Source organism: Lentzea sp. NPDC058450, assembly GCF_042721395.1.
Lineage (GTDB): Bacteria > Actinomycetota > Actinomycetes > Mycobacteriales > Pseudonocardiaceae > Lentzea.
In genome coordinates this window covers 273896-293974 of record NZ_JBHXLO010000001.1, presented here as the reverse complement: position 1 = coordinate 293974, position 20079 = coordinate 273896, and the positions used below count along the sequence as shown (strand labels likewise).

The following is a 20079-nucleotide window of genomic DNA, read 5'->3' as shown; positions in this document are numbered from 1 at the left end:
GAAATACCGTGAGTGCCATGAAGCTCAGCGTTCTGCTCGACCGAGCCCGCGACCACGCACTGCCCGTCATCGCGAACATCACCGACGACGACCTGTCCAGGCCCACCCCGTGCGCCGACTACGACGTCAAAGCCCTGCTCGACCACCTGCTGCACGTCGTCGTGGAGTTCCAGAAGCTCGCCGCCAAGCAGGACGCCGACTTCAGCCACACCCCGGCCTACCCGGACTGGCGCGCGCAGTACCCGGCCGAGACCGCGAAGCTCGTCGACGCGTGGGGCGAACCCGGCGCCACCGACGGCATCGCCGGCAACATGGGCATGCCCGCGCAGACCGTCGGCGGCCTCGTGCTGCTCGACCTCACGATCCACATCTCCGACCTCGCCCAGGCCACCGGCCAGCGGTTCGAGCCGGACGGCGAGGTGTTCACCGAGGTCCACGCCCTGGTCACGCAGATGGGCCCGATGGCCACCGAGATGAACGTCTTCAAGCCCGCCGTCGACGCCCCCGCCGACGCGTCGCCGTTCGAGCAGTTGCTGGCCGCGACGGGCCGCGACCCGCGCTGGAGTGCTTGACTGGGTCCCATGCTGACGATCGGGTTGCTGGGCGGGATGAGCTGGGAGAGCACCGCGGAGTACTACCGGCTGGCGAACGTGCTGGTACGCGAACGCCTCGGCGGGCTGCACTCCGCGAAGCTCGTCCTGCACTCCGTCGACTTCGCCGAGATCGAACGCATGCAGTTCGAAGGCCGCTGGGACGACGCGGGCAAGGCGCTCGCCGACGCGGCCGCGAGCGTCGAGGCCGGCGGCGCCGACTTCCTGCTGATCTGCACCAACACCATGCACAAGGTGTTCGACCAGGTCCAGGCCGCCGTCGGCATCCCGGTGATCCACCTCGGCGACACCACCGCGCAGGCAATCAGGAACAACGGCATCACCACCGTCGGCCTGCTCGGCACCGGCTTCACCATGGACCAGCCGTTCTACCGCGAACGGCTGGAGTCGCACGGCCTGAAGGTGCTGGTGCCGTCGGAAGAGGACCGGGCGACCGTGCACCGGATCATCTACGACGAGCTGTGCGTCGGCGTGGTCCGCGACGAGTCCCGCCGCGCGTACCAGGACGTGATCGCGAAGTTCGAGGGCGCGGAGGGCGTCATCCTCGGCTGCACCGAGATCGAGCTGCTGATCTCGCAGGCGGACGTGCCGCTGCCGGTGTTCCCGACGACCCGCCTGCACGTCGAGGCCGCGGTGGATCGGGCGATCCAGACGAAATCTGGGAACAACTGATCCACTCTCCGCTGCAACTCCGCCACGCAGCGAAGGGTCCTAGTCACTGAGGGCTATTCCCTCCACGGTGAACTAGGGGAGTTTCCGTTGAAACGATCACACATCGCCCTGGGGCTGACGGCTGTCGTGGTTGCCGCCACGGCAGCCGTTCCCGCCTCGGCGGCGCCGCAGGAACAGCAGGTGCGCGCGGGCGACCTGACCACCAGGGTCACGCTCGTGACCGGTGACCAGGTCGTCGTGAACAAGGGCCAGGTGCAGGCCAGAGGCGCCAAGGGCAGGGAGAACGTCGGGTTCCGCACGTTCACCGACCCGCGCGGCGACCTGCACGTCGTCCCGCTCGACGCCCAGGCGTGGCTCGACTCCGGTGAGCTCGACGAGCGGCTGTTCGACGTCTCGCTGCTCGCCAGATCCGGCTACGACGACGCCGCCAGCAAGACGCTTCCGCTGATCGTGCAGGGGCAGGGGATCAGCGCGGCGAACGCGGAGGCGTTGCCGAGCATCGACGGCCGTGCGATCACGGTCGCGAAGGACGGCTCGTTCTGGTCCGGTGCGCGGGCGGCGGGCACCGGCAAGATCTGGCTCGACGGGAAAGTGACCGCGTCCCTGGACCGCAGCGCCGCGCAGGTAGGCGCGCCCCAGGCGTGGGAGAAGGGCTTCACCGGCAAGGACGTCACCGTCGCGATCCTCGACACCGGCGTCGACGAGACCCACCCGGACCTCGCGGGCGCGGTCGTGGAGTCGAAGAACTTCTCCGACAGCGACACCACCGACGACCGCGTCGGCCACGGCACGCACGTCGCGTCCACGGTCACCGGCGCCGGCAAGTACCAGGGCATCGCGCCCGACGCCAAGCTGATCAACGGCAAGGTGCTCGGCGACTACGGCGGCGGCCGCGAGAGCGACATCATCGCCGGCATGGAGTGGGCCGCGGCCAAGGCCAAGGTCGTCAACATGAGCCTCGGCAGCTCGTGGCCCGACGAGGGCACCGACCCGATGTCGCTCGCCCTCAACCGCATCACCGAGCAGACCGGCGCGTTGTTCGTGGTCGCGGCCGGCAACTCCGGCGGCCCGATCGGCTCGCCCGCGTCCGCCGACGCAGCCCTCACCGTCGGCGCCGTGGACCGCGACGACAAGCTCGCCGACTTCTCCTCGCGCGGTCCGCGCTGGGTGAACAACGCGGTGAAGCCCGACATCACCGCGCCGGGTGTCGACATCGTGGCGGCGAAGGCCAAGAACGGCCAGATCGGCACGCCCGTCGGGGACGGTCACGTCGCGCTGTCCGGCACGTCGATGGCCACCCCGCACGTGGCCGGAGCGGCGGCGATCCTGGCGTCGAAGAACCCGGCGTGGAAGGCCGAGGACATCAAGGCCGCGCTGATGAACAGCGCCAAGCCCAACCCGTCGCTCACGATCTACGACCAGGGCGCCGGACGTCTCGACGTGGGCCGTGCCGTGACCGCCGCGGTCACCACGAACCACGGCAGCTTCTCGCTCGGCACCGCGTTGTGGCCGCACGACGACGACCAGCCCATCACGCAGAAGCTGACCTACCGCAACCCCGGCGCGACCGCCGTGACGCTCGACCTGAGCGTGACGGAGGCCAAGCCCGCCGCAGGCCTGATCACGGTCTCGCCGGCGAAGCTCACGATCCCCGCAGGTGGCACTGCGGACGCGGTCGTCACCGCCGACACCCGCACGTCCGTGCCCGACGGCGTCTACGGCGCCGTGGTGCTGTCCTCCGACGGCACGCGCGTCCCGGTCGGTGTCGTGAAGGAGGTCGAGAGCTACGACGTCACGCTGAAGTTCGTCGACGGCAACGGCCGGCCGACCCCGGACTACAACTACCGGTTCGTCAGCCTCGACCAGCCGCAGGCGTACTTCCGCTTCGACCCGTCCGGCACGCTCGTGCAGCGCCTGCCCAAGGGCGAGTACTTCTTCGACTCGTCGGTCTACACCCCCGACGCCGACCCGACGAAGCGCGGCGTCTCCACCATCGTGATCGAACCCGCGTACAGCGTCACCGGCGACACGACGCTCACCGTCAGCGGCCGCGACGGCACGAAGCCGTCGATCGCCGTCGAGCAGGAGGCCGCGCCCGCCCAGGCAGAGCTGGCGTTCCTCCTCGAGACCTCGTGGGGAGGCACCGGCGCCACCTGGATCCTCAACAACTTCGACGGTGTCGCCGTCCGCCCGTCCGCGACGTCGCACCCGAAGTTCGACTTCCACGCGGGCAGCGTCATGGCCAAGCCCGACGGCAAGGGCGGCTTCGCGGGCAGCCCGTACCAGTACTACGTCCGCATCGCCGAGAAGACCCGCGTCCCGGCCGGCCTCCAGCGCGTCGTGAAGGACCGCGACCTGGCCCGCGTCGACTCGATCATCCACGCCCGCGTACCGGGCTCCGGCGGCCAGCGAGACTACGGCGCCTCAGGGCCGCTCCCGTTGCGCCTCAAGGAGTTCTACACCCCGAACGTCCCCTGGACGGGCTCGCTGAACGAGCAGGCGACGCCCGGCGGGCCCGAGCTGATCGGCTACCAGTTCGGAGTCGTGCCCCGCGTGTTCAAGACGGGCAGAACCGTCACCGAGCACTGGAACAGCGCCGTCTACGGCCCCGGCGTGCCGTTCGACGGGGCGAACGTCCGGTTCGCGGGCCGGGTGGGCAACCAGCTGCGCTTCAGCCTGCCGCTCCACAGCGCGCAGAACTCGTCCGGCTCGACCGGCGAACGCGACGCGCGCACGGTCGTGAAGGCCGACGGCGAGGTGATCTCCGACGTCCCGTACTCGGGCTCGGTGAACGTGCCGAACGCGCCGGCGGCGAAGAAGCGCTACACGGTCGAGACCACGTCATCGCGCGACGGCCTGTCGTCGAAGGTGGACGCGACCTGGTCGTTCTACTCCGAGAACGTGCCGGGCGAGGAGTACAAGTCGATCCCGGTGCTCGCGGTGCGGTTCGCCCCGCAGCTCGACGACCACAACCGCGCCGGCCGCGTCGTCACCGTGCCGATCACGGTGGAGCGCAACGGAACCGGGCCCGTCACGAACATCAAGGACCCGGCCGTGCAGGTGTCCTACGACGAGGGCAAGACGTGGAAGCCGGTGTCGCTGCGCAAGACGCGGAGCGGCTGGCAGGTCACGCTGATCCACCCGCACGGCGCCAAGAACGTGTCGTTCAAGGCGCGGGCGGCGGACGCGGGCGGTGACGTCCAGCAGACGATCATCCGCGCGTACGACCTGAAGTGACGGCGAGGGGGTGGAGCCGGCACGCACCGGCTCCACCCCCTCCGCTACTTCTGGTACGGCGCCAGCGTCTCCGGGTCGACGTCCGGCGCCGACATGATCGGGTGCACCTCGATCGGCTGGTTCAGGATCTTCCCGCCCGGCCCCGGACACGCCGACGCCTTCTGCGCGATCTCCAGCACCCGCTCCTGGCTCGCGACGTCCACGACCCAGTACCCGGCGATCACTTCCTTGGACTCCGCGAACGGCCCGTCCACGACCTGCGGGCCGCTGTCGCTGCCCCGCACCACGAACGCCCGCGCCGGACCGCTCAGCCCCTCGGACTGCAGCAGCTCACCGGACGCGCGCAGCTCGGCGTCCAGGTCGCGCATGTAGGCGATCATGCGGTGCATGTCCTCGTCCGACCACGCCGCGAGGCCCTCCCAGTCCTCCTGGCTGCCGCCGTAGCTGACCAGCATGTACTTCACTTCCACTCCCCACCGTTCGCGCGGGCCTTGATCTCCTGCACGGCCCAGCTGTTGCCGTCCGGGTCGTCGAAGAAGATGAACGACCCTCCGTCCGCCTCGTTCATCCGCACGATCTCGCCCACCTCGACGCCGCGCTCGACCAGCTGCGCGCGGGCCTTCTCCAGGTCCGAGACGACGAGCTGCACGCCCTTCAACGTGCCCGGCTCGCCCTTCACGATGCCCTTGCCCATGACGATCGAGCAGCCGGAGCCGGGCGGGGTGAGCTGGAGGACGCGGGTGTCCTCGTTGAACGTCGTGTCGTGGTCCACGGTGAACCCGAGCTGCTCGGAGTAGAACCGCTTGGCGCGGTCGAGGTCCGACACCGGCACGACGATGACTTCCAGGGTCCAGTCCATGAGGAGTTCCTTTCAGCGACCTTTGCTCACGCGTCGAACCAGGTCAGAGACTTTTCGACATGGGGTCCCGACCCACATACCCGAGCAGCCGGTCTTGCAGGGACGCCTCGGAGGGCACCGGCACCTCCGGCCCGTAGACCTCGATGCCCGGACCGAACGCGCCCGGCGTGCGGAACCGTTCCATCAGCTCGGCCGGGACCGCGGTGGCCGTCGCCCACAGCCGTTCGACGTCGGCGGCGGGGATCTTCTCGTCCTGGCCGGTGGCGCGGGCGAGGTCCCAGCCGTGCAGCACCAGGTCGTCGCTCACGACCTGGTCGACGTGGTCCGCCAGCGTCATAGGCCCGCCCGGCGTGCTCACCTCCTCGGAACCCCGCGAGGCCAGCGCCTCCTCGACCACGCGGCGTGCCTCGCGGAAGTCCGTGAGCGGGTCCTCGGTGCGGGTGATCGGGTGGCCGACCATCACGCCGTGCATGTCGATGACGTGGTCGACGACCTCCAGCGCCGTCCACCGGGCGCACGGCGAGGGGTTGTCCCACTGATGGGACAGCACCGCGGCCACCTTCGCCTCAAAGGCGTCGGCCCTAGCCCGATATCTCTCCTCGATCATGGCCTCACTCCTCGACCGCGCCGCCGATCCGGCGCAGGTGCTCGCGGAACGTCACCCCGCTCGCGAGGTACTCGCCGAACCGCAGCTGGCTGCGCAGGGACTCACCCTGCCGCACCCGGTCCGCCTGCGCTCGTTCGACGTCCCGAATCCCGCGCGCCTTCTCGATCAGCGCCTCGACCTGGTCGGCCGGCACGAACAACACCCCGTCGTCGTCGCCGAACACGACGTCGTCGGAGGTGACGGTCCACTGGTCCACCTCGGCCGTCGACAACGCCTCGGGCGCCCGGTCGCGCAACGACAACGGCCCGGTCGGGTTCGCGCCGAGGCTGAACACCGGCAACCCGATCGCGCGGATGTCCTGGGTGTCGCGGTGCAGCCCCCAGATCACCACGCCCGCGAGCCCGGCGGCCTGCGCCTCCAGCACGATCAGGTCGCCCACACAGGCCTCGTCGGCGCGGCCGTCGTTGTCCACGACCAGCACGTCGCCGGGCTGCGAGCGTTCGATCGCCTCCAGGAAGATGTCGACGCTGCCCGCGTGCCGGGCGGGCAGCACCCGGCCGCAGGCCTTCCAGCCCGCGACGACGGGCGACACGACGGCCGTGCGGACCGGGACGCCGGAGCGGATGCACGCGTCGGCGAGGTGCGCGGTGGTCAGGTCGAGTTCGGCGAGATCCATGCGGGCATTCTTACGCCGCGACCTTCTCCTCGGCGTGCTCGGCCTTCAGGACGTTGGCCGACAACGCCGCGATGAGGCAGAACCCGACCGGCAGCAGGAACGCGTAGTTGAGCGGCATGACGTGCGTGAGCCAGCCGATCACCGCGGGCCCGGCGAGGATGCCGAGGTAGCCGAGTCCCGCCACGCGCGACACGTTGGCCGCCGCCGCGCCCGGTTCGTGGTGTCCCGCGGCGCTGAACAGCTGCGGCACCGTGCCCGACAGGCCGATACCGGCGATCGCCCAGCCGACCAGCGCGAGCCAGATCCACGGCGACAGCGCGGCGGTCGCGATGCCGACGGCGCCGATCGCGGAGCCCCAGCGCAGCACCGGCACAGACCCGACCTTGGCGGTGACCCGGTCTGCGAGCAGGCGGCCGACGGTCATCGTCGTGGCGAACGCGCCGTACGCGAACGCGGCGAGCTGCGGCGAGGCACCGAGGATGTCCTGCAGGTGCAGCACGCTCCAGTCGTTGGCCGCGCCCTCGCTCAGCATCACCAGCGCCGCGAGCACGGCCATGATCCAGATCTTGCGCGGGACCTTGCGCTTCACGGTCTGCGCCTCGGCGTGCTGCTCCTCCTTCTCGTTGAGCAGCAACCGGCCCGTGGCGAGGCTGACGACGATGCCGAGGACACCGGCCGCGGTGAGCGTGACGGCGGGGGAGAGTTCCCAGCCCAACGTCTGTGCGCCGGTCAACGCCGCCGCGACACCGCCGAGCGACCACGTGGCGTGGAACGCCGACATCACCGGACGCTGGTAGTGCCGTTCGACGACCACGGCGTGGGCATTCATGGTGACGTCCATCAGGCCGTTGCCGACGCCGAAGAGGAGCAGCGCCGCACCGAGCGTCCACTGGTTCACGGCGAAGCCGGGCAGTGCGGCCGTGATGCTGCACAGCACACCCGACACCGGAACGATGAACTTCACGCCCAGCCGGTCGGTGATCTTGCCGCCGATGCGCATGCCGATGAACGCGCCGAGCCCGAGCAACAGCAGCAGCCGGCCGAGCTCGGCGTGCGTGATGCCCGTGCGGTCCTCGACCGTGGGGATGTGCACGAGCCACAAGCCGAGCAGGAACCCGTTGAGCCCGAAGTACGTGAAGGTGGCCACCCGCGCGGCCTTGAGAGCGCTCACATCGAACACGCTAACGAACGGTTCGCATGTTTGAAAGGTTGTGTTTCGAACACCACTGATGTTCAATCGCCGTCGTGTCCCGACTGAAGCAGATCACCGAGGCCGTCCGCGACGCCGGCTCGCTCGGTGTGGCGGACCTGGCGACGCTCACCGGCGCCTCCGAGATGACCATCCGCCGCGACCTGGAGGTTCTCGCCTCCCAGGGCGTTCTCGAACGCTACCGGGGCGGCGCCCGCAGCCTGCTGCTGCGCGGCGAGGAGCCCCCGTTCGCGCTGCGCTCGGACGAGAACATGGACGCGAAGCGCCGCATCGCCCAGGCTGTCGTCGCACTGATCGCCGACGGCGAGTCCGTCGTCCTGGACAGCGGCACGACCTGCCTCGAGGTGGCCCGCCTGCTGCACGACCGGCGCGTGACCGTCATGCCGTTGTCCCTGCACGCCGTCAACGCACTCGCGTCGTCGTCGACCGTCACGCTGCTCGTCCCCGGCGGCCGCCCGAGACCGGGCGAGCTAGCCCTCACCGGACCGTTGACGCTCGCCTCACTGCAGGCCCTGCGCTTCGACACCGCCGTGATCGGCTGCTGCGGCCTGTCCGCCGAACACGGCCTGACCGCCTTCGACCTGGAAGACGCCTCCGTGAAACGCACCGCCCTCACCTCGGCCCGGCGCGTGATCGCCGCCGTCGACGCCTCCAAGCTCACCCGCACCGCGCTCGCCCACGTCGCCCCGGCGTCCGCGCTGCACGCCGTGGTCACCGACGCGGACGGCGACGACGGCCTGACCGCCGCGGGCGTCACGGTGGTGACGGCGTGATCGTGCTGTTCGACATGTTCGGCGTCATCGCGCGCGACCAGTCACCCGAGGTCATGAACGAGATGTCCGCCGAACAGGACTTCTGGGACGCCTACTGGGCACACCGCCCCGCCTACGACCGTGGCGACGTCACGGCCGATGAGTACTGGGCACGCGTGGGCCACCCACCGCTCGTGGAGCAGGACGTCGCGAGCTGGAGCCGCGTCGACTACGAGATGGTCGCGCTGCTGCACGAACTGCACAACGCGGGCCAGCGGATCGCGCTGCTGTCCAACATCCCCGAGGACCACGCCCGCAACTTCGAACGCACCCACGCGTGGCTGGACCTGTTCGAGGTGCGCGCGTTCTCGTGCCGCATCGGCCACGCCAAACCGGACCGCGCCGCGTTCGAGTGGTGCCGCGACCGGTTGCCGGGCGACGACATCCTGTTCGTCGACGACCGCCTGGAGAACGTCCAGGCCGCGGAGCTGGTCGGCATGCGCGGCCACCACTTCACCGGCATCGACGGCCTGCGCGCCCTACTCGGCGCCAACCAGCCCTAGCAACGCGAGCCGTTCCGCCGTCGGCGTGCCGGGCGCGGGGGAGAAGAGGGCGAGCAACTGGAAGCGTTCCTCGTCCACCAGCACCTGGCAGTCGAGCTCCAGCAACCCCACCGACGGGTGCAGGATCCGCTTGCGCCGGTTGCGCATGACCTCCACCGAGTGCAGCCGCCACAACGCCGCGAACTCGGCACTTTCCCGCGTCAACCGGTCGACCAGCGCCTGTGCATCGGCTCGCCGCCCGGCCGTCGCCCGCAGGTCGGCCACCAGCGCCTGCGACTCCGCCGCGTGGTCGGCCACCGGGTACCCCGCCCGTGACGACGGATCGGTGAACCACCGGTACACCACCGACTCCCGCCGGGTGAGGTCACCGAACACCGCGCGCGCCAGGTCGTTCTGCACCAGCGTGATCCCGAGGTCCGTCATCACCTGCGCCGGCACGTCGTGGAGCCGGTCCAGCGCCCCCAACAAGGCCGGCGCCACGTGGTCGTCGGCGCGGCGGCGGTCCGGCGGCGGGTGCCCGGCCAGCCTGAACAGGTGGTCGCGTTCGTCCAGCGACAGCCGCAACGCCCTCGTGATCGCCTTCAGCACGCCCGGCGACGGCTGCGGCGCCCGGTCCTGTTCCATCCGCGTGTAGTAGTCGGTCGAGATGTCGGCCAGCCGCGCGACCTCCTCGCGCCGCAACCCCGGCGTCCGCCGCCGCCCGGTCCCCGCGAGCCCGACCTCCTTCGGGTCGAGCGACTCCCGGCGCACCCGCAGGAAATCAGCCAGCTGCCTCGTGTCCACGCCCCGAGTCTGCGCCACCGCGCGCACCCCAGCCAGAGATCGCGAATCCCTGGGTGGACCGACTCTGCCTACCCACCTTGACCAGCGCAAAGCTGAAAGCCATGAAGACCTGGTTGCTCACCGGAGCGTCCCGCGGCCTCGGCGCCGTCTGGACCCACGCCATCCTCGCCCGCGGCGACAGCCTCGCCGCCGCGGCCCGCGACACCACCTCGCTCGAACCGCTCGCCGAGCAGTACGGCGACCGCTTCCTGCCGCTGAAGCTCGACGTCAGCGACGCCGACGCCGTCCGCGCGGCCGTCCAGACCGTCGAGAGCACGTTCGGCGGCATCGACGTCCTCGTCAACAACGCCGGACACATGCTGACCGCCGCCGTCGAAGAGGCCACCGACGACCAGATCCGCGCCCAGATGGAGGTCAACTACCTCGGCGCCCTCTGGACCACCCGCGCCGTGCTGCCCGGCATGCGCGCACGCCGTCAGGGACGGATCCTGCAGGTCTCGTCCCTCGGCGGCCTGCTCGCCTACCCGGCGCTCGGCATCTACCAGGCCTCCAAGTGGGCTCTCGAAGCCGTGAGCGAGTCACTGGCCGCCGAGGTCGCCGCGTACGGCATCCACGTCACGCTGATCGAGCCGGTGATGTTCCCGACCACCCTCATGACCCGGTCCCCGAAGGCCACCACCGACCCCGCCTACGAGCACGCCCACCACGCCCTCTACGCAGGTGCCGCAGGCTTCAGCCCCGGCAACCCCGCGACCACCGCCGACGCCCTGTTCGCCCTGGTGGACGCCCCCGAGCCGCCGATCCGCGCGTTGTTCGGGACCGGCGGCCTGGAGGCGGTGCGCACCGAGTACGCGGGCCGTCTCGCGAGCCTGGAGGACTGGGACCACGTCGCCCGGCTCGCGCAGGGTCACACCAGCGACGACCAGTAGAACCAGAACGCCTGCAGCACTCCGGCCGCGATCACCAGGTACCACAGGATCAGCACGACGCTGTGGAACTGGAACTGCGGCCGGATGTTGCGGAGCGTCGTGTACCAGAAGATCGGGATCGTCACCGCCCACACGACCATGCAGTACGGGCACAGCGCGCGGATCTCGTACAGCGACTGGACGATCAGCCAGTGCACGAACAGCACCGCGAACGTGGCCCCGACCTGCAGCCCGATCCACACCCACGACGGCAGCTCCACGCCGGCGAGCAGCAGCACGCCCAGCGTCGTCACCACCGCGAAGCCCACGACGCCGATCAGCGGGTTCGGGAACCCGAACACCTCGGCCTGCGCGGTCTTCATGATCGAACCGCAGCTCAGCACCGGGTTGATGCTGCACGTCGGCACGTAGAACGGGTCCTTGAGCAGCGCGATCTTCTCGATCGTCAGCACCAAGGACGCGCCGAGCCCGACGAACCCGCCGAGCGCCAGCACCCACGCGACGATCCGGTTCACGAAAGCTCCTTCTCGATGGCCTTCTTCAGCGCGTCGTACGACGGCGCGCCGGTGAACTTGGTGCCGTTGATGAAGAACGTCGGCGTGCCCGTGACGCCGGCCTTGCTGCCCTCGTCACGGGAGGCCAGCACGCGGGTGCGCAGCGCCGAGTCGTCCAGCGCCTTCTCGAACGCGGCCTGGTCGAGGCCGAGCTGCTGCGCGAAACCGGTGAACACCGCGCGCTGCGACGTCTGCTGCCCGCCCCACTGCTGCTGCGACTCGAACATCACCTTGAACATCTCGTCCCGCTTGCCCTGCGCGCCCGCCGCCTCGACCGCGACGGCGGCCAGCTCGGCGTTGCGGTGGCTGGGGATCGGGAAGTGCCGCACGTCGAACATGACGCGGTCGGCGTACTCGACCTTCAGCCTCTCCACGCCGGGGTAGGCGGCGCGGCACGACGGGCACTCGAGGTCGAGGTACTCGACGACGGTCACCTTCCCGTCGGCGGACTGCGGCGCCGCAGTGGTGTCCGTGCGGCTGAACAGGAAGAACCCGGCGACCACGACCGCCACCACGGCCACGATGATCAACGACAGACGAGCGTTCTTGGACATGACAAAACCTCCACGAGGTACGCGAAAAAGACCGAGGAACCGCGGAACGGGTTCGGTCTAGGCGCGCAACACGCAGAGCTGGGCCAGCCGCACTTCCAGGCGGCGGGACGGGGGAGAGAGCACCGAGGGCAGCGTCAGCGCGAGCGTCCGGAACGCTCCGGACCGGCGCAGCAGCGCGAACCCGATGAGCACGGCGAGCGCCACGACCAGGCACGCCCCCGCGACGAGGATGCCGTCGAGCACCGACGAGCCGGCGTCCACGTCGTCCACCACGAACGCGATCGAGCTGGTCGCCGACGTAGGACACTGCGCGGTCCAGGCGAACTCCGACTCGCACGGCGTGCCCTGCATCATCGCGACCCCGGCCACCAACGCGAGCACGGCGATGACCCGCGCGATGTACGCACGGGTTCGCGAGCTGCGGGTGCCAGGCACGTGATCCAGAGTAGCGACCCGCGCCCTACGCTGGCGCAAGTGGGCACATTGCAACGCGTAGGCGTCATCGGGGTGGGCGAGATCGGCAAGGCCGTTGTCGAGGGCCTGCGGCACGACGGCGACCCGACCCCGGAGATCCACCTGTCGCCCCGCGGCGCGTCCGCTGACCTGGCCGAACGCTACGAGGCCGTGCACCTGTGCACCGACAACCAGCAGGTGGTGGACCGCTCCGACCTGGTGCTGATCGCGGTGCGCGGCCCCGACCGCCATTCGCTGGCCGGGTTGCACATCCCGGGCGACAAGATCGTCGTCAACGTCATGGCGGGCGTCTCCAACGACGACCTGCGCTCGATCCTGGACACTGTTGCCCCGCTGGTCCGGGCCATCCCGTTGCCCGCCGTGCGTGAACGCATGTCCGTCACCGTCGTGCACCCGTCCGACCCGGTCGTGAACGCGATGTTCGACGTCCTCGGGGGAGCGCTGCCGGTCGCGGACGAGGCGATCTTCGACGTGTTCTCGGCGTTGACCGGCACCCTGACCAGCCACTACGCGTTCCTGGTCACGCTCGCCGAGTGGGCGTCGAGCCACGGCATCGCGAGCGACGACGCCGACCGCTACGTCCGGGGCCTCTTCGAGAACGTGGGCCGCTCCCTGGGCGACCAGACCCGCACCCTGCCCGAGCTCGCCGCCGACCACGAGACCCCGCACGGCAGCAACGAACGCGTCCGCACCACCTGGTACGGCCAGGAGAACTCCGACGCCCTGAAGCGCACGCTCGAAGCCCTCCTGGCCGACCTGCGCCGCCCCTAACGCCAGAACGCCAGCCTGTGCTCGGCCGCGAAGTCGACGCGGCCGATCGCCCCCGGCGCCAGCGACTGCACGTACTGCCCCTTGTCGAACCGAGGCCATCCAGGCGAACCCGTGCGGGCGAAGTCCGTCCACGCCTTGATCATGTGGTCCGACAGCCCGCGGTCCTTCGTGAAGTCCCTGTCGGGGAACAGGTAGTCGATGTCCGCCGAGTGCCTCGCGTCCCGGTCCGCGAACTCGAACGCGTACACAGGCGCCTTCTTCGCGTACAGCGTGTTCTGCCGGAACGTGGCCCGCGCCCACACCCGGTCCGTCAGCAACGCGGCCCAAGCCTGCTTCGGCGACGCGTACGTCCCGACCGGATACTCCCGTTCGATCTCCGCCGCACGATCCGGGAACGCCTCCCGCACCAGCCGTGAGTAGTCCGCGGCCGACATGGGTTCCGGCCGGAACAACTCCACGAAGCTGGTGTGCTCATCCCGCGTCGACCCGGCCAGGATCGGCACGTCCGCGAACTCCCCGGTCTCCAGCGACTCACCCGGAAACTTCGGCAACAGCTCACCGCCGTACCCGACCGGCTGGAAGATGTTCATGATCTGCGGATAGTCCAGCAGCTTCTCCACCGGCAACCGCCGCAGGCACTCCACGTCCGCGCACCCGAGCTCGGAGCCGATCATCGCCCCGATCTCCTGGATCTCCGGCACCGCCCGCCACGCGAGCGAAGGCAACGCCTCCAGGTCCGGAAACCAGGCACCCTTCGGCACGTCCACCAACGTGAACGAACTGTGCATGATCGCCTTGTGGAACAGGGGCTGCGGCCCGATCAGGTGCGCTCCGACAGCCGTGGCGCCGAACGACACCCCGAACAACGTCACGTTCCCCGGATCCCCGCCGAACGCGGCGATGTTGCGTTGGACCCACTCCAACGCCGCCCGCTGATCGAGCAACCCGAACTCCCCGGAGTGCTCCAGCCCAGGCAACCCGAACCCGCCGAACACCCCCATCCGGTAGTTGAACGTCACCACGACGACGTCGCCTAGCCGCGCAAGGCGTTCCGCGTCGAAGAAGTGCCCGGCCCCGATCGCCCCGTCCCCGTGCACCCACACCAGCACGGGCTTGCGCCCGCCAGTCGACGGCGTGGTGACGTTGGCGAAGAGACAGTCCTCCTCCACCGACCTGGTCTCGGAGTAACTCGACCCCACCTGCGGACACGGACTGCCGGGCTCAGTCGCCTCCCGCACCCCGCTCCACGCCGCGGCCCTGACCGGCGGCTTCCACCGCTCGGGCTTGGCCGCGTACGGCACCCCCTGAAACCGCAAGTGCCCGTCCCGCACCTCACCCCGGACCTGTCCCGTGTCCAGGACGACCACGTCCGACGGCATGGCTTCCCCCGTTCCACATGCACTGACCAGCAGCAACGCGGCCAGCAACGTCCCCCGACGCATGCTCCTACCTCCCCGTCATCAGCTCGACGGCCGCGATCAACTCCCTCTCGCAGACGTCGAGATCGAGTGCCCCGGACCGCAGCACGACTCCGTTGCGCATGGCGAGCACGAACACCGCCATCACCTCCGGGTCGAACACGCGGAACTCGCCGGCCTCCTGCCCCCTGCGCAAGAACCCGGCGAGCTCCACGTGATCGGAATCGGCGATGCCCCCGTCCGTCACCGCCGAGTGGGCCCGGATCCGCAGGAACGCCACCATGTCGTCCCGGTGCTCCCGCAGGAAGGCGATGTTTGCGCTCAAGAACGCCCGCAACTCCTCCCGAGCGGACCCCTGCCCCATCCGAGCGCTCACAAACCCTTGGAACCGCTCCAAGATGTTCGCGAACACCACGTCGACAAGCTCCTGCTTGTTCCTGAAGTGGTACGAGATCAACCCGGTGCTGCTCAGACCGGCCCGCGCCGCGATCGCCTTGAACGACGTCTCCGCGTAGTCCAGCTCCGCCACCGTCGCGATGGCGGCCGCCACGATCTGCGCCCGCCGAGCCTGCTCGGTCACCGATTTTGCTCGCACAAGCAAAACTTAGCACGCCCGAGCAAACCGCCGGGATCAGCCGCGACGACCCCGTCTCCTCCGGCATCATTCGGACGGAAACACCAGGCGCCTAACGCGCGATCAGCAGTAGGAACGCACCGAGGGGAGCAGCCGTGGCCGAGGGTTCCGTCGCCCGCCGAGTCATCGCACCGACCGTCGCCACCGCGGTGGTCACGTCCGGCATCGCGATCGTGATCAACCTGGCCACCGACTGGAAGACCAACCCCTGGGCCTGGCTCGCAGTGGTCGTCCTGACCGCCGCCGCGGCCGGCGTGGCGCTCTGGCTGAACAAGGCCCAGGAACCGCCCGCACCGACCTCGATCGAACGCTCGGTCACCGGCGACGTCAGCAACAGCACCGTGATCACCGGCGACGGGAACCAGGTCCAACGGTGATCGAACGGTCGGTGCTGGGGTCGGTCGACCACAGCCAGGTGGTCCTGGGCGACCACAACATCGTGAACGTGACGGCTGACCGCCCACCGATCAAGGTGCGCTCACCACGGCGCCGGGCGAGCGTGCAGCACCTGCTGTTCGGACCCGACACCGGACACCACGCCACCGACCGTCCCCTGACCTGGCTACGCCCCGACGCCGGTGTCGTCCCGGTCCAGCCCCGCCCCGAGGACACGGACCTGCTGTCCTGGTGCACCGACGGGTCTCCAATGCGCGTCCGCCTGGTGTGCGGCCGAGGAGGCCAGGGCAAGACCACGACCGCATTGCAGCTGGTCAAGGCCCTGCGAGCAGGCAAGCACATCGCGGGTTTCCTGGACCTCAGCTTCGCCGAGGGAACCGAGTCGGACCTCTCCCGCCTCCGCTGGGCGGAGATCGACGCCGCCCTGCACAGCCGCCCGGCCCAGAAGACGACAACCCTGCTGGTCGTCGACTACGCAGAGAACGCGCCCCTGTCGTTGCACCGCCTACTGGTCACCATCCGCACCGCCCCCACCGTCCGGGTGCTGCTCCTCAGCCGCAGCGAGGGCAACTGGTGGCCGGAGCTCCTCGCCGACCCCACCTGGTCATTGCTGATCGAGCCCGAACCGACCCGCCTCGACTCGCTGACCACCCACCTGCCCGCAGACGAACTGCACGCGGACGCCGTCCAACGCTTCGCCGCACGCCTGCCCACACCGACACCGACCGCCGACGACACCGCCCGTGAGTTCGCCACCACCCTCGACCTGTACGCCGACGCACTCCTGCGCGTCCTCGACGCCGCCGCCGTGCACCGCGGCGAACCTCCGGTCCGCACCTCGGGCAACGACCCGATCAGCGACCTTCTCGCACACGAGTCACGGCACGTCAAGTCGCTGCTCGCCGACCACCAGATCGACCTGTCCCCGCACGACCGCGACCTGCTGCTGGCCGCCCCGTTCCTGGTGCCCGCGCCCACCCTCGACGACGCCGTGCGGCTGCTGCGCACGCTCGACCTCGAAGGCGACCACGACGACGCCTGGTTCCGCCGCACGGCCAAGGTCCTCGGCAAGCTCTACCCAGGCGACCAGGCGGTCTGGGCCGCACCCCGCCCCGACCGCCTGCCGGACAGCCACCTGCTGGGCCTCGCCGAGCGCGCCGCCTCCGACGGCGACTGGACCGACCTGGCCTCCCGGCTGTGCGCCACCGACGACCAGGAGGTCGCGGAGCACATCTCGAAGGTGCTGTCGCGCTGCCTGTCCACGCCCGGCGCGGACCGCAGGTTCGAGGCCGGGATCCGCCGCCTCCTCGGGACGATGGACAGCCTGGTGCGCCGGCACCCCAAGGGATACCTGCTGCCCACGATCCTGCTGAGCCCAGGCCGTTTCACCGACGCCCTCGCCGCAGTGCTCGCCGATCCAGAGGCCCTGCCGACGGCCGACGTCGAGGCGGCCGACTGGGTGCTGAGATCGCTCGGACCGTCCACCAGCCGGGCGGTCGACGTCGTCCACCTCTCCCAGCGCCTGGCCGAGGACACGGCGCTGCGGCCTGACGCGTACGACGTCGAAATCCTCCGGCACGCCCAGGTGCTGACGTACCTCAGCATTCGGTTGGCAGGCATCGGACAGCGTGAGCAGGCGGTAGCTCCCGCCCGACGCGCCGTCGAACTCCACCAGCAACTGGCCGACGGCAACCCCGAGGTACACCTGCCGGACCTGGCCAGGTCCTTCCACAACTTCGCAATTCGACTGGGTGCTGTCGGTCGACACGAACCTGCGCTGATACCTGCGCGGCGCGCCGTTGAGATCTGGAAGCAGCTCGCTGCGACCGACCCAGGCACCTACACACTGAGACATGCCGAGTCGCTCGGTAATCTCGCCAGCCGATTGGGCAACCTGGGGCAGCATGAGCAGGCACTCACCTTTGCTCGCCACGCCGTCGAAATGCAGGAGCGGCTCGCTGAGGCCGCCCCCGATGTCCACCTGCCTCATCTGGCCACATCACTCACCAACCTCGCCAGCCACCTCGCGGAGATGGGACACCGTGAGCAAGCCCTCGTGCCGGCCGAAAGAGCCGTCACCATGGTCGAGCGACTGGCCGAGGTGAACCCGGACTCCTATCTGCCCGACCTCGCAATGGCGCTCAACAACCTCTCCAACCGCTTGGCCGCAGCGGGACGGAGCGAACAGGCGCTGGTCGCTGTTGAGCGGGCAACCGAAATCCGGGAACGGCTCACCGACGCCAACGCCGCTGCCTGGCTGCCTGACCTCGCCGTCGCGCTCAACAACCTGGCAGTCCGGCGGGCGGAAGCAGGTCAACCCGAGGAATCGCTGGTTTCAGCGCGTCGAGCCGTCGAGATCCTTGAACAGCTTGCCGAAGCCTCGCCTGACGCCTACGTGCCCGACCTTGCGCGGTCACTCAGCAACCTCGGCGTTCAGTTGCAGGAGGCGGGGAATCGCGAGGAGGCACTCGTCCCGACACTTCGGGCCGTCCACCTCATCCAGAAGCTCGCTGATGCAAACCCGGACGCCTATCTGCCTACCCTGGCCATTGCGCTCAGCAACGCGTCCTATCACTTGGCATCGCTGGATCAGCTTGAACAAGCGCTCACGCATGTCCAACGAGCTGTCACAATCCTGGACTTGGTTGCGGCGGCCAATCCAGAGGCTCATCTCGAGAGCCTCGCATACGCACTCGGCAACCAGTCGGATTACCTGGCGGCGATGGGGCTGTTCGAAAAGTCGATCAGCCCAGCCGAGCGAGAGGTCGAGATCTTCCAGAAGCTCTGCGAAGCTCACATCAACCTTTTCTTGCCTCGCCTGGCCGATGCGCTCAGCATCTTGGCGAGCCGTTCGGCGGAAACGGGGCAGAACGAACGAGTAGTCGCCCCGATATTGCGAGCCGTCGCGTTGGTGCGGCAGCACGACGATGACGGTCTCGACGCGGACCTGCGCGTTCTCGGCACGTCGTTGCGCACGCTGGCCGACCTGGACGAAGCTGCTGCCGCCGAGGACGTTCAGCGGCGCGTGGAGCGGCTGACATGACTTTGGAGAACTTCCAAAACGCATGCTTTCAGGTTGATGTCGGGGGAATGGGTGGAGCCAAACGGAATGGTGGCCCTACCGTTCCCGCATGCCATTGCGGAGATCAACGGTGCGGGGCCGTGAGTTCGGGGACGCCATTCGCGCGTTGTTGCGCGCGGCCGGCCTGACCAACCGGGAAGCCGCCGTTCTGTTGGGTTGGCAGGAGGCCAAGGTCTCGGAGCTGATCAACGGCAAGGAAGGCGTCAGCGACGTCGAGTTGGCCCAGTTGCTGGGGTTGTTGCGGACGCCGCCCGCCGAGTTCGCGCACCTGATGGCGTTGCACCGGGAGACCCACCAGCGCGACTGGCTGCAGCCCGCCAAGTCCGGCGTGACGGACCGGGCCCGCACGCTCCGCGAGCACGAGAAGATCGCGTCCCGCGTCACCGGCTGGTCCATGAACGTCGTGCACGGACTGCTCCAAGTCCCCGCCTACACCCGCCACCTCGCCATCGCCAAGCCGGTTCCCGCCGACGAGATCAACCCACTCGTCGCGAACCGGGGCGCCCGGCAGCGGGCCGTCCTCGACGGCTATCGAACCGTCGCCATCTTCATGCACGAGCAGGCGTTGCGGCTCCCGGTAGGCAGCCCGGAGATCATGGCGGAGCAGCTGCACCACCTGCTGCGGCTGTCGGTTCTGCCGCACCTGACAGTGCGCATGGTTCCCACGTCGTTCGGGCCGCACGCTGGTCTCGCCGGGGACTTCGACCTGCTGAACTTCAAGAAGATCCCGCCCATCGTCTACCTGGAGAGCGAGGGGGCTAACGTCTTCCTCGAAGATCAGCCTTCCGTCGGGCTCTACAACACCGTGGTCGAATCACTCGCTCGGACGGCGTTGGACCCGGCGCAATCCAGGAAGCTGATCACCGACATCATCGGTGAGGAGTGGCGGCATGACCAGGTGGCGGAAGAGCAGCTTCAGCGCGAGTGACGGCAACTGCGTCGAGGTCGGTCGAGGTGTCGGCGTCCGCGACAGCAAGTCGCCGGCCGTGGAACTGCAGCTCAACGCCCGGCAGTGGGGTTCGTTGCTGCGCCTGGCCAAGGGCGACGCCGCCCGCTGACAATTTCTTGTCTCTTGTCCATTCGTACCCGTTCGGTGATTTGCCGCCCGTGATCGGCGTCACAGGTGCATGCTGGAGTCCGACGACCTCAGAGCCGAGGACTGATGATCATGACGAGTGCGACTGCGGGCTCCCGCCACAACTGGGAGTCGGACCTGGAGCGCTACCGGAGCAGAGCGGTTCAGGTGCTCGACACGCACCTACCCGCCACCACCGGCTGCACCGAGTGTGGCGACCCC

General features: G+C 69.4%; 22 protein-coding genes. 11 read left to right on the top strand and 11 right to left on the bottom strand.

The window, feature by feature from the left end; genetic code table 11:
* Nucleotides 1–17 precede the first annotated feature (17 nt).
* The 3 genes from ACFWNN_RS01470 to ACFWNN_RS01460 all read left to right on the top strand — a co-directional run bounded on the left by ACFWNN_RS01470 (nucleotide 18) and on the right by ACFWNN_RS01460 (nucleotide 4520).
* Nucleotides 18–572, top strand: coding sequence for a TIGR03086 family metal-binding protein (locus ACFWNN_RS01470; protein WP_382437848.1), 555 nt, complete (start codon nucleotides 18–20; stop codon nucleotides 570–572).
* A 9-nt stretch (nucleotides 573–581) separates the two neighbouring features.
* Nucleotides 582–1283, top strand: a complete 702-nt coding sequence (locus tag ACFWNN_RS01465; protein WP_382437847.1) for an aspartate/glutamate racemase family protein — start codon at nucleotides 582–584, stop codon at nucleotides 1281–1283.
* Between the two features lie 87 nt (nucleotides 1284–1370).
* A complete protein-coding gene (locus ACFWNN_RS01460; RefSeq protein ID WP_382437846.1) occupies nucleotides 1371–4520 on the top strand; it encodes a S8 family serine peptidase in 3150 nt (1049 codons plus the stop codon).
* 44 nt (nucleotides 4521–4564) lie between these two features.
* Here ACFWNN_RS01460 and ACFWNN_RS01455 read toward each other — a convergent pair whose 3' ends face one another.
* The 5 genes from ACFWNN_RS01455 to ACFWNN_RS01435 are packed head-to-tail and all read right to left on the bottom strand — an operon-like array spanning nucleotide 4565 to nucleotide 7833.
* Nucleotides 4565–4975 (bottom strand): YciI family protein, encoded by a 411-nt coding sequence (locus ACFWNN_RS01455; protein WP_382438391.1) that lies wholly within the window; start codon nucleotides 4973–4975, stop codon nucleotides 4565–4567.
* 5 nt (nucleotides 4976–4980) lie between these two features.
* The gene (locus tag ACFWNN_RS01450; protein WP_382437845.1) at nucleotides 4981–5379 is read right to left on the bottom strand and encodes a VOC family protein; all 399 of its coding nucleotides are present in this window, start codon (nucleotides 5377–5379) and stop codon (nucleotides 4981–4983) included.
* 43 nt (nucleotides 5380–5422) lie between these two features.
* Nucleotides 5423–5986 (bottom strand): TIGR03086 family metal-binding protein, encoded by a 564-nt coding sequence (locus ACFWNN_RS01445; protein ID WP_382437844.1) that lies wholly within the window; start codon nucleotides 5984–5986, stop codon nucleotides 5423–5425.
* A 4-nt stretch (nucleotides 5987–5990) separates the two neighbouring features.
* Complete coding sequence (locus ACFWNN_RS01440) at nucleotides 5991–6662, bottom strand: RraA family protein (RefSeq protein WP_382437843.1); 672 nt, start codon at nucleotides 6660–6662, stop codon at nucleotides 5991–5993.
* A 10-nt stretch (nucleotides 6663–6672) separates the two neighbouring features.
* On the bottom strand, nucleotides 6673–7833 hold the full coding sequence (locus ACFWNN_RS01435) for an MFS transporter (RefSeq protein ID WP_382437842.1): 1161 nt from the start codon (nucleotides 7831–7833) through the stop codon (nucleotides 6673–6675).
* A 74-nt stretch (nucleotides 7834–7907) separates the two neighbouring features.
* Between ACFWNN_RS01435 and ACFWNN_RS01430 the strand changes: the two genes are divergently transcribed.
* On the top strand, nucleotides 7908–8645 hold the full coding sequence (locus tag ACFWNN_RS01430) for a DeoR/GlpR family DNA-binding transcription regulator (RefSeq protein ID WP_382437841.1): 738 nt from the start codon (nucleotides 7908–7910) through the stop codon (nucleotides 8643–8645).
* Nucleotides 8642–9187 carry an HAD-IA family hydrolase gene (locus ACFWNN_RS01425; protein ID WP_382437840.1) on the top strand — a complete coding sequence of 182 codons (546 nt, stop codon included), beginning with the start codon at nucleotides 8642–8644 and terminating at the stop codon, nucleotides 9185–9187. The genes ACFWNN_RS01430 and ACFWNN_RS01425 overlap by 4 nt, the downstream gene beginning before the upstream one ends.
* On the opposite strand, the gene ACFWNN_RS01420 is transcribed toward ACFWNN_RS01425, so the two are convergent.
* Nucleotides 9164–9970 carry a helix-turn-helix transcriptional regulator gene (locus ACFWNN_RS01420; protein WP_382437839.1) on the bottom strand — a complete coding sequence of 269 codons (807 nt, stop codon included), beginning with the start codon at nucleotides 9968–9970 and terminating at the stop codon, nucleotides 9164–9166. The genes ACFWNN_RS01425 and ACFWNN_RS01420 overlap by 24 nt on opposite strands.
* 101 nt (nucleotides 9971–10071) lie before the next feature.
* On the opposite strand from ACFWNN_RS01420, the gene ACFWNN_RS01415 reads away from it, so the two are divergent.
* Nucleotides 10072–10899: an SDR family NAD(P)-dependent oxidoreductase gene (locus ACFWNN_RS01415; RefSeq protein ID WP_382437838.1), complete on the top strand. Its 828-nt coding sequence runs from the start codon at nucleotides 10072–10074 to the stop codon at nucleotides 10897–10899.
* Here the strand turns inward: ACFWNN_RS01415 and ACFWNN_RS01410 are convergent.
* From ACFWNN_RS01410 to ACFWNN_RS01400, 3 genes are read right to left on the bottom strand one after another with little or no spacing between them, the layout of a single operon-like run.
* Nucleotides 10878–11414 carry a vitamin K epoxide reductase family protein gene (locus tag ACFWNN_RS01410; RefSeq protein WP_382437837.1) on the bottom strand — a complete coding sequence of 179 codons (537 nt, stop codon included), beginning with the start codon at nucleotides 11412–11414 and terminating at the stop codon, nucleotides 10878–10880. The two genes, ACFWNN_RS01415 and ACFWNN_RS01410, sit on opposite strands and share 22 nt — an antisense overlap.
* On the bottom strand, nucleotides 11411–12007 hold the full coding sequence (locus tag ACFWNN_RS01405; RefSeq protein WP_382437836.1) for a DsbA family protein: 597 nt from the start codon (nucleotides 12005–12007) through the stop codon (nucleotides 11411–11413). Before ACFWNN_RS01405 ends, ACFWNN_RS01410 begins: the two co-directional genes overlap by 4 nt.
* A gap of 57 nt (nucleotides 12008–12064) precedes the next feature.
* Nucleotides 12065–12442: a hypothetical protein gene (locus tag ACFWNN_RS01400; RefSeq protein ID WP_382437835.1), complete on the bottom strand. Its 378-nt coding sequence runs from the start codon at nucleotides 12440–12442 to the stop codon at nucleotides 12065–12067.
* A gap of 39 nt (nucleotides 12443–12481) precedes the next feature.
* Between ACFWNN_RS01400 and ACFWNN_RS01395 the strand changes: the two genes are divergently transcribed.
* Entirely contained in the window at nucleotides 12482–13252 is a 771-nt protein-coding gene (locus tag ACFWNN_RS01395) for an NAD(P)-binding domain-containing protein (RefSeq protein WP_382437834.1), read from the top strand.
* On the opposite strand, the gene ACFWNN_RS01390 is transcribed toward ACFWNN_RS01395, so the two are convergent.
* Nucleotides 13249–14694 carry a carboxylesterase/lipase family protein gene (locus ACFWNN_RS01390; RefSeq protein ID WP_382437833.1) on the bottom strand — a complete coding sequence of 482 codons (1446 nt, stop codon included), beginning with the start codon at nucleotides 14692–14694 and terminating at the stop codon, nucleotides 13249–13251. The genes ACFWNN_RS01395 and ACFWNN_RS01390 overlap by 4 nt on opposite strands.
* Before the next feature lie 4 nt (nucleotides 14695–14698).
* Nucleotides 14699–15250 (bottom strand): TetR/AcrR family transcriptional regulator, encoded by a 552-nt coding sequence (locus tag ACFWNN_RS01385; protein WP_382437832.1) that lies wholly within the window; start codon nucleotides 15248–15250, stop codon nucleotides 14699–14701.
* A gap of 149 nt (nucleotides 15251–15399) precedes the next feature.
* Here ACFWNN_RS01385 and ACFWNN_RS01380 point away from each other — a divergent pair, with 149 nt between their 5' ends.
* From ACFWNN_RS01380 to ACFWNN_RS01365, 4 genes are all read left to right on the top strand, one after another.
* Nucleotides 15400–15681: a hypothetical protein gene (locus ACFWNN_RS01380; protein WP_382437831.1), complete on the top strand. Its 282-nt coding sequence runs from the start codon at nucleotides 15400–15402 to the stop codon at nucleotides 15679–15681.
* A complete protein-coding gene (locus tag ACFWNN_RS01375; protein WP_382437830.1) occupies nucleotides 15678–18743 on the top strand; it encodes a tetratricopeptide repeat protein in 3066 nt (1021 codons plus the stop codon). Before ACFWNN_RS01380 ends, ACFWNN_RS01375 begins: the two co-directional genes overlap by 4 nt.
* A gap of 88 nt (nucleotides 18744–18831) precedes the next feature.
* Nucleotides 18832–19710 (top strand): helix-turn-helix domain-containing protein, encoded by an 879-nt coding sequence (locus ACFWNN_RS01370; RefSeq protein WP_382437829.1) that lies wholly within the window; start codon nucleotides 18832–18834, stop codon nucleotides 19708–19710.
* Nucleotides 19673–19840: a DUF397 domain-containing protein gene (locus tag ACFWNN_RS01365; RefSeq protein WP_382437828.1), complete on the top strand. Its 168-nt coding sequence runs from the start codon at nucleotides 19673–19675 to the stop codon at nucleotides 19838–19840. Before ACFWNN_RS01370 ends, ACFWNN_RS01365 begins: the two co-directional genes overlap by 38 nt.
* The last annotated feature ends 239 nt before the right edge of the window (nucleotides 19841–20079 follow it).

What these genes read in the sequence shown, in the direction of transcription:
- ACFWNN_RS01450 (WP_382437845.1), bottom strand. Translation starts at nt 5,379, where the DNA reads ATGGACTGGACCCTGGAAGTCATCGTCGTGCCGGTGTCGGACCTCGAC.
- ACFWNN_RS01390 (WP_382437833.1), bottom strand. Translation starts at nt 14,694, where the DNA reads ATGCGTCGGGGGACGTTGCTGGCCGCGTTGCTGCTGGTCAGTGCATGT.
- ACFWNN_RS01470 (WP_382437848.1), top strand. Translation starts at nt 18, where the DNA reads ATGAAGCTCAGCGTTCTGCTCGACCGAGCCCGCGACCACGCACTGCCC.
- ACFWNN_RS01465 (WP_382437847.1), top strand. Translation starts at nt 582, where the DNA reads ATGCTGACGATCGGGTTGCTGGGCGGGATGAGCTGGGAGAGCACCGCG.
- ACFWNN_RS01370 (WP_382437829.1), top strand. Translation starts at nt 18,832, where the DNA reads ATGCCATTGCGGAGATCAACGGTGCGGGGCCGTGAGTTCGGGGACGCC.
- ACFWNN_RS01405 (WP_382437836.1), bottom strand. Translation starts at nt 12,007, where the DNA reads ATGTCCAAGAACGCTCGTCTGTCGTTGATCATCGTGGCCGTGGTGGCG.
- ACFWNN_RS01445 (WP_382437844.1), bottom strand. Translation starts at nt 5,986, where the DNA reads ATGATCGAGGAGAGATATCGGGCTAGGGCCGACGCCTTTGAGGCGAAG.
- ACFWNN_RS01365 (WP_382437828.1), top strand. Translation starts at nt 19,673, where the DNA reads ATGACCAGGTGGCGGAAGAGCAGCTTCAGCGCGAGTGACGGCAACTGC.
- ACFWNN_RS01440 (WP_382437843.1), bottom strand. Translation starts at nt 6,662, where the DNA reads ATGGATCTCGCCGAACTCGACCTGACCACCGCGCACCTCGCCGACGCG.
- ACFWNN_RS01455 (WP_382438391.1), bottom strand. Translation starts at nt 4,975, where the DNA reads ATGCTGGTCAGCTACGGCGGCAGCCAGGAGGACTGGGAGGGCCTCGCG.
- ACFWNN_RS01415 (WP_382437838.1), top strand. Translation starts at nt 10,072, where the DNA reads ATGAAGACCTGGTTGCTCACCGGAGCGTCCCGCGGCCTCGGCGCCGTC.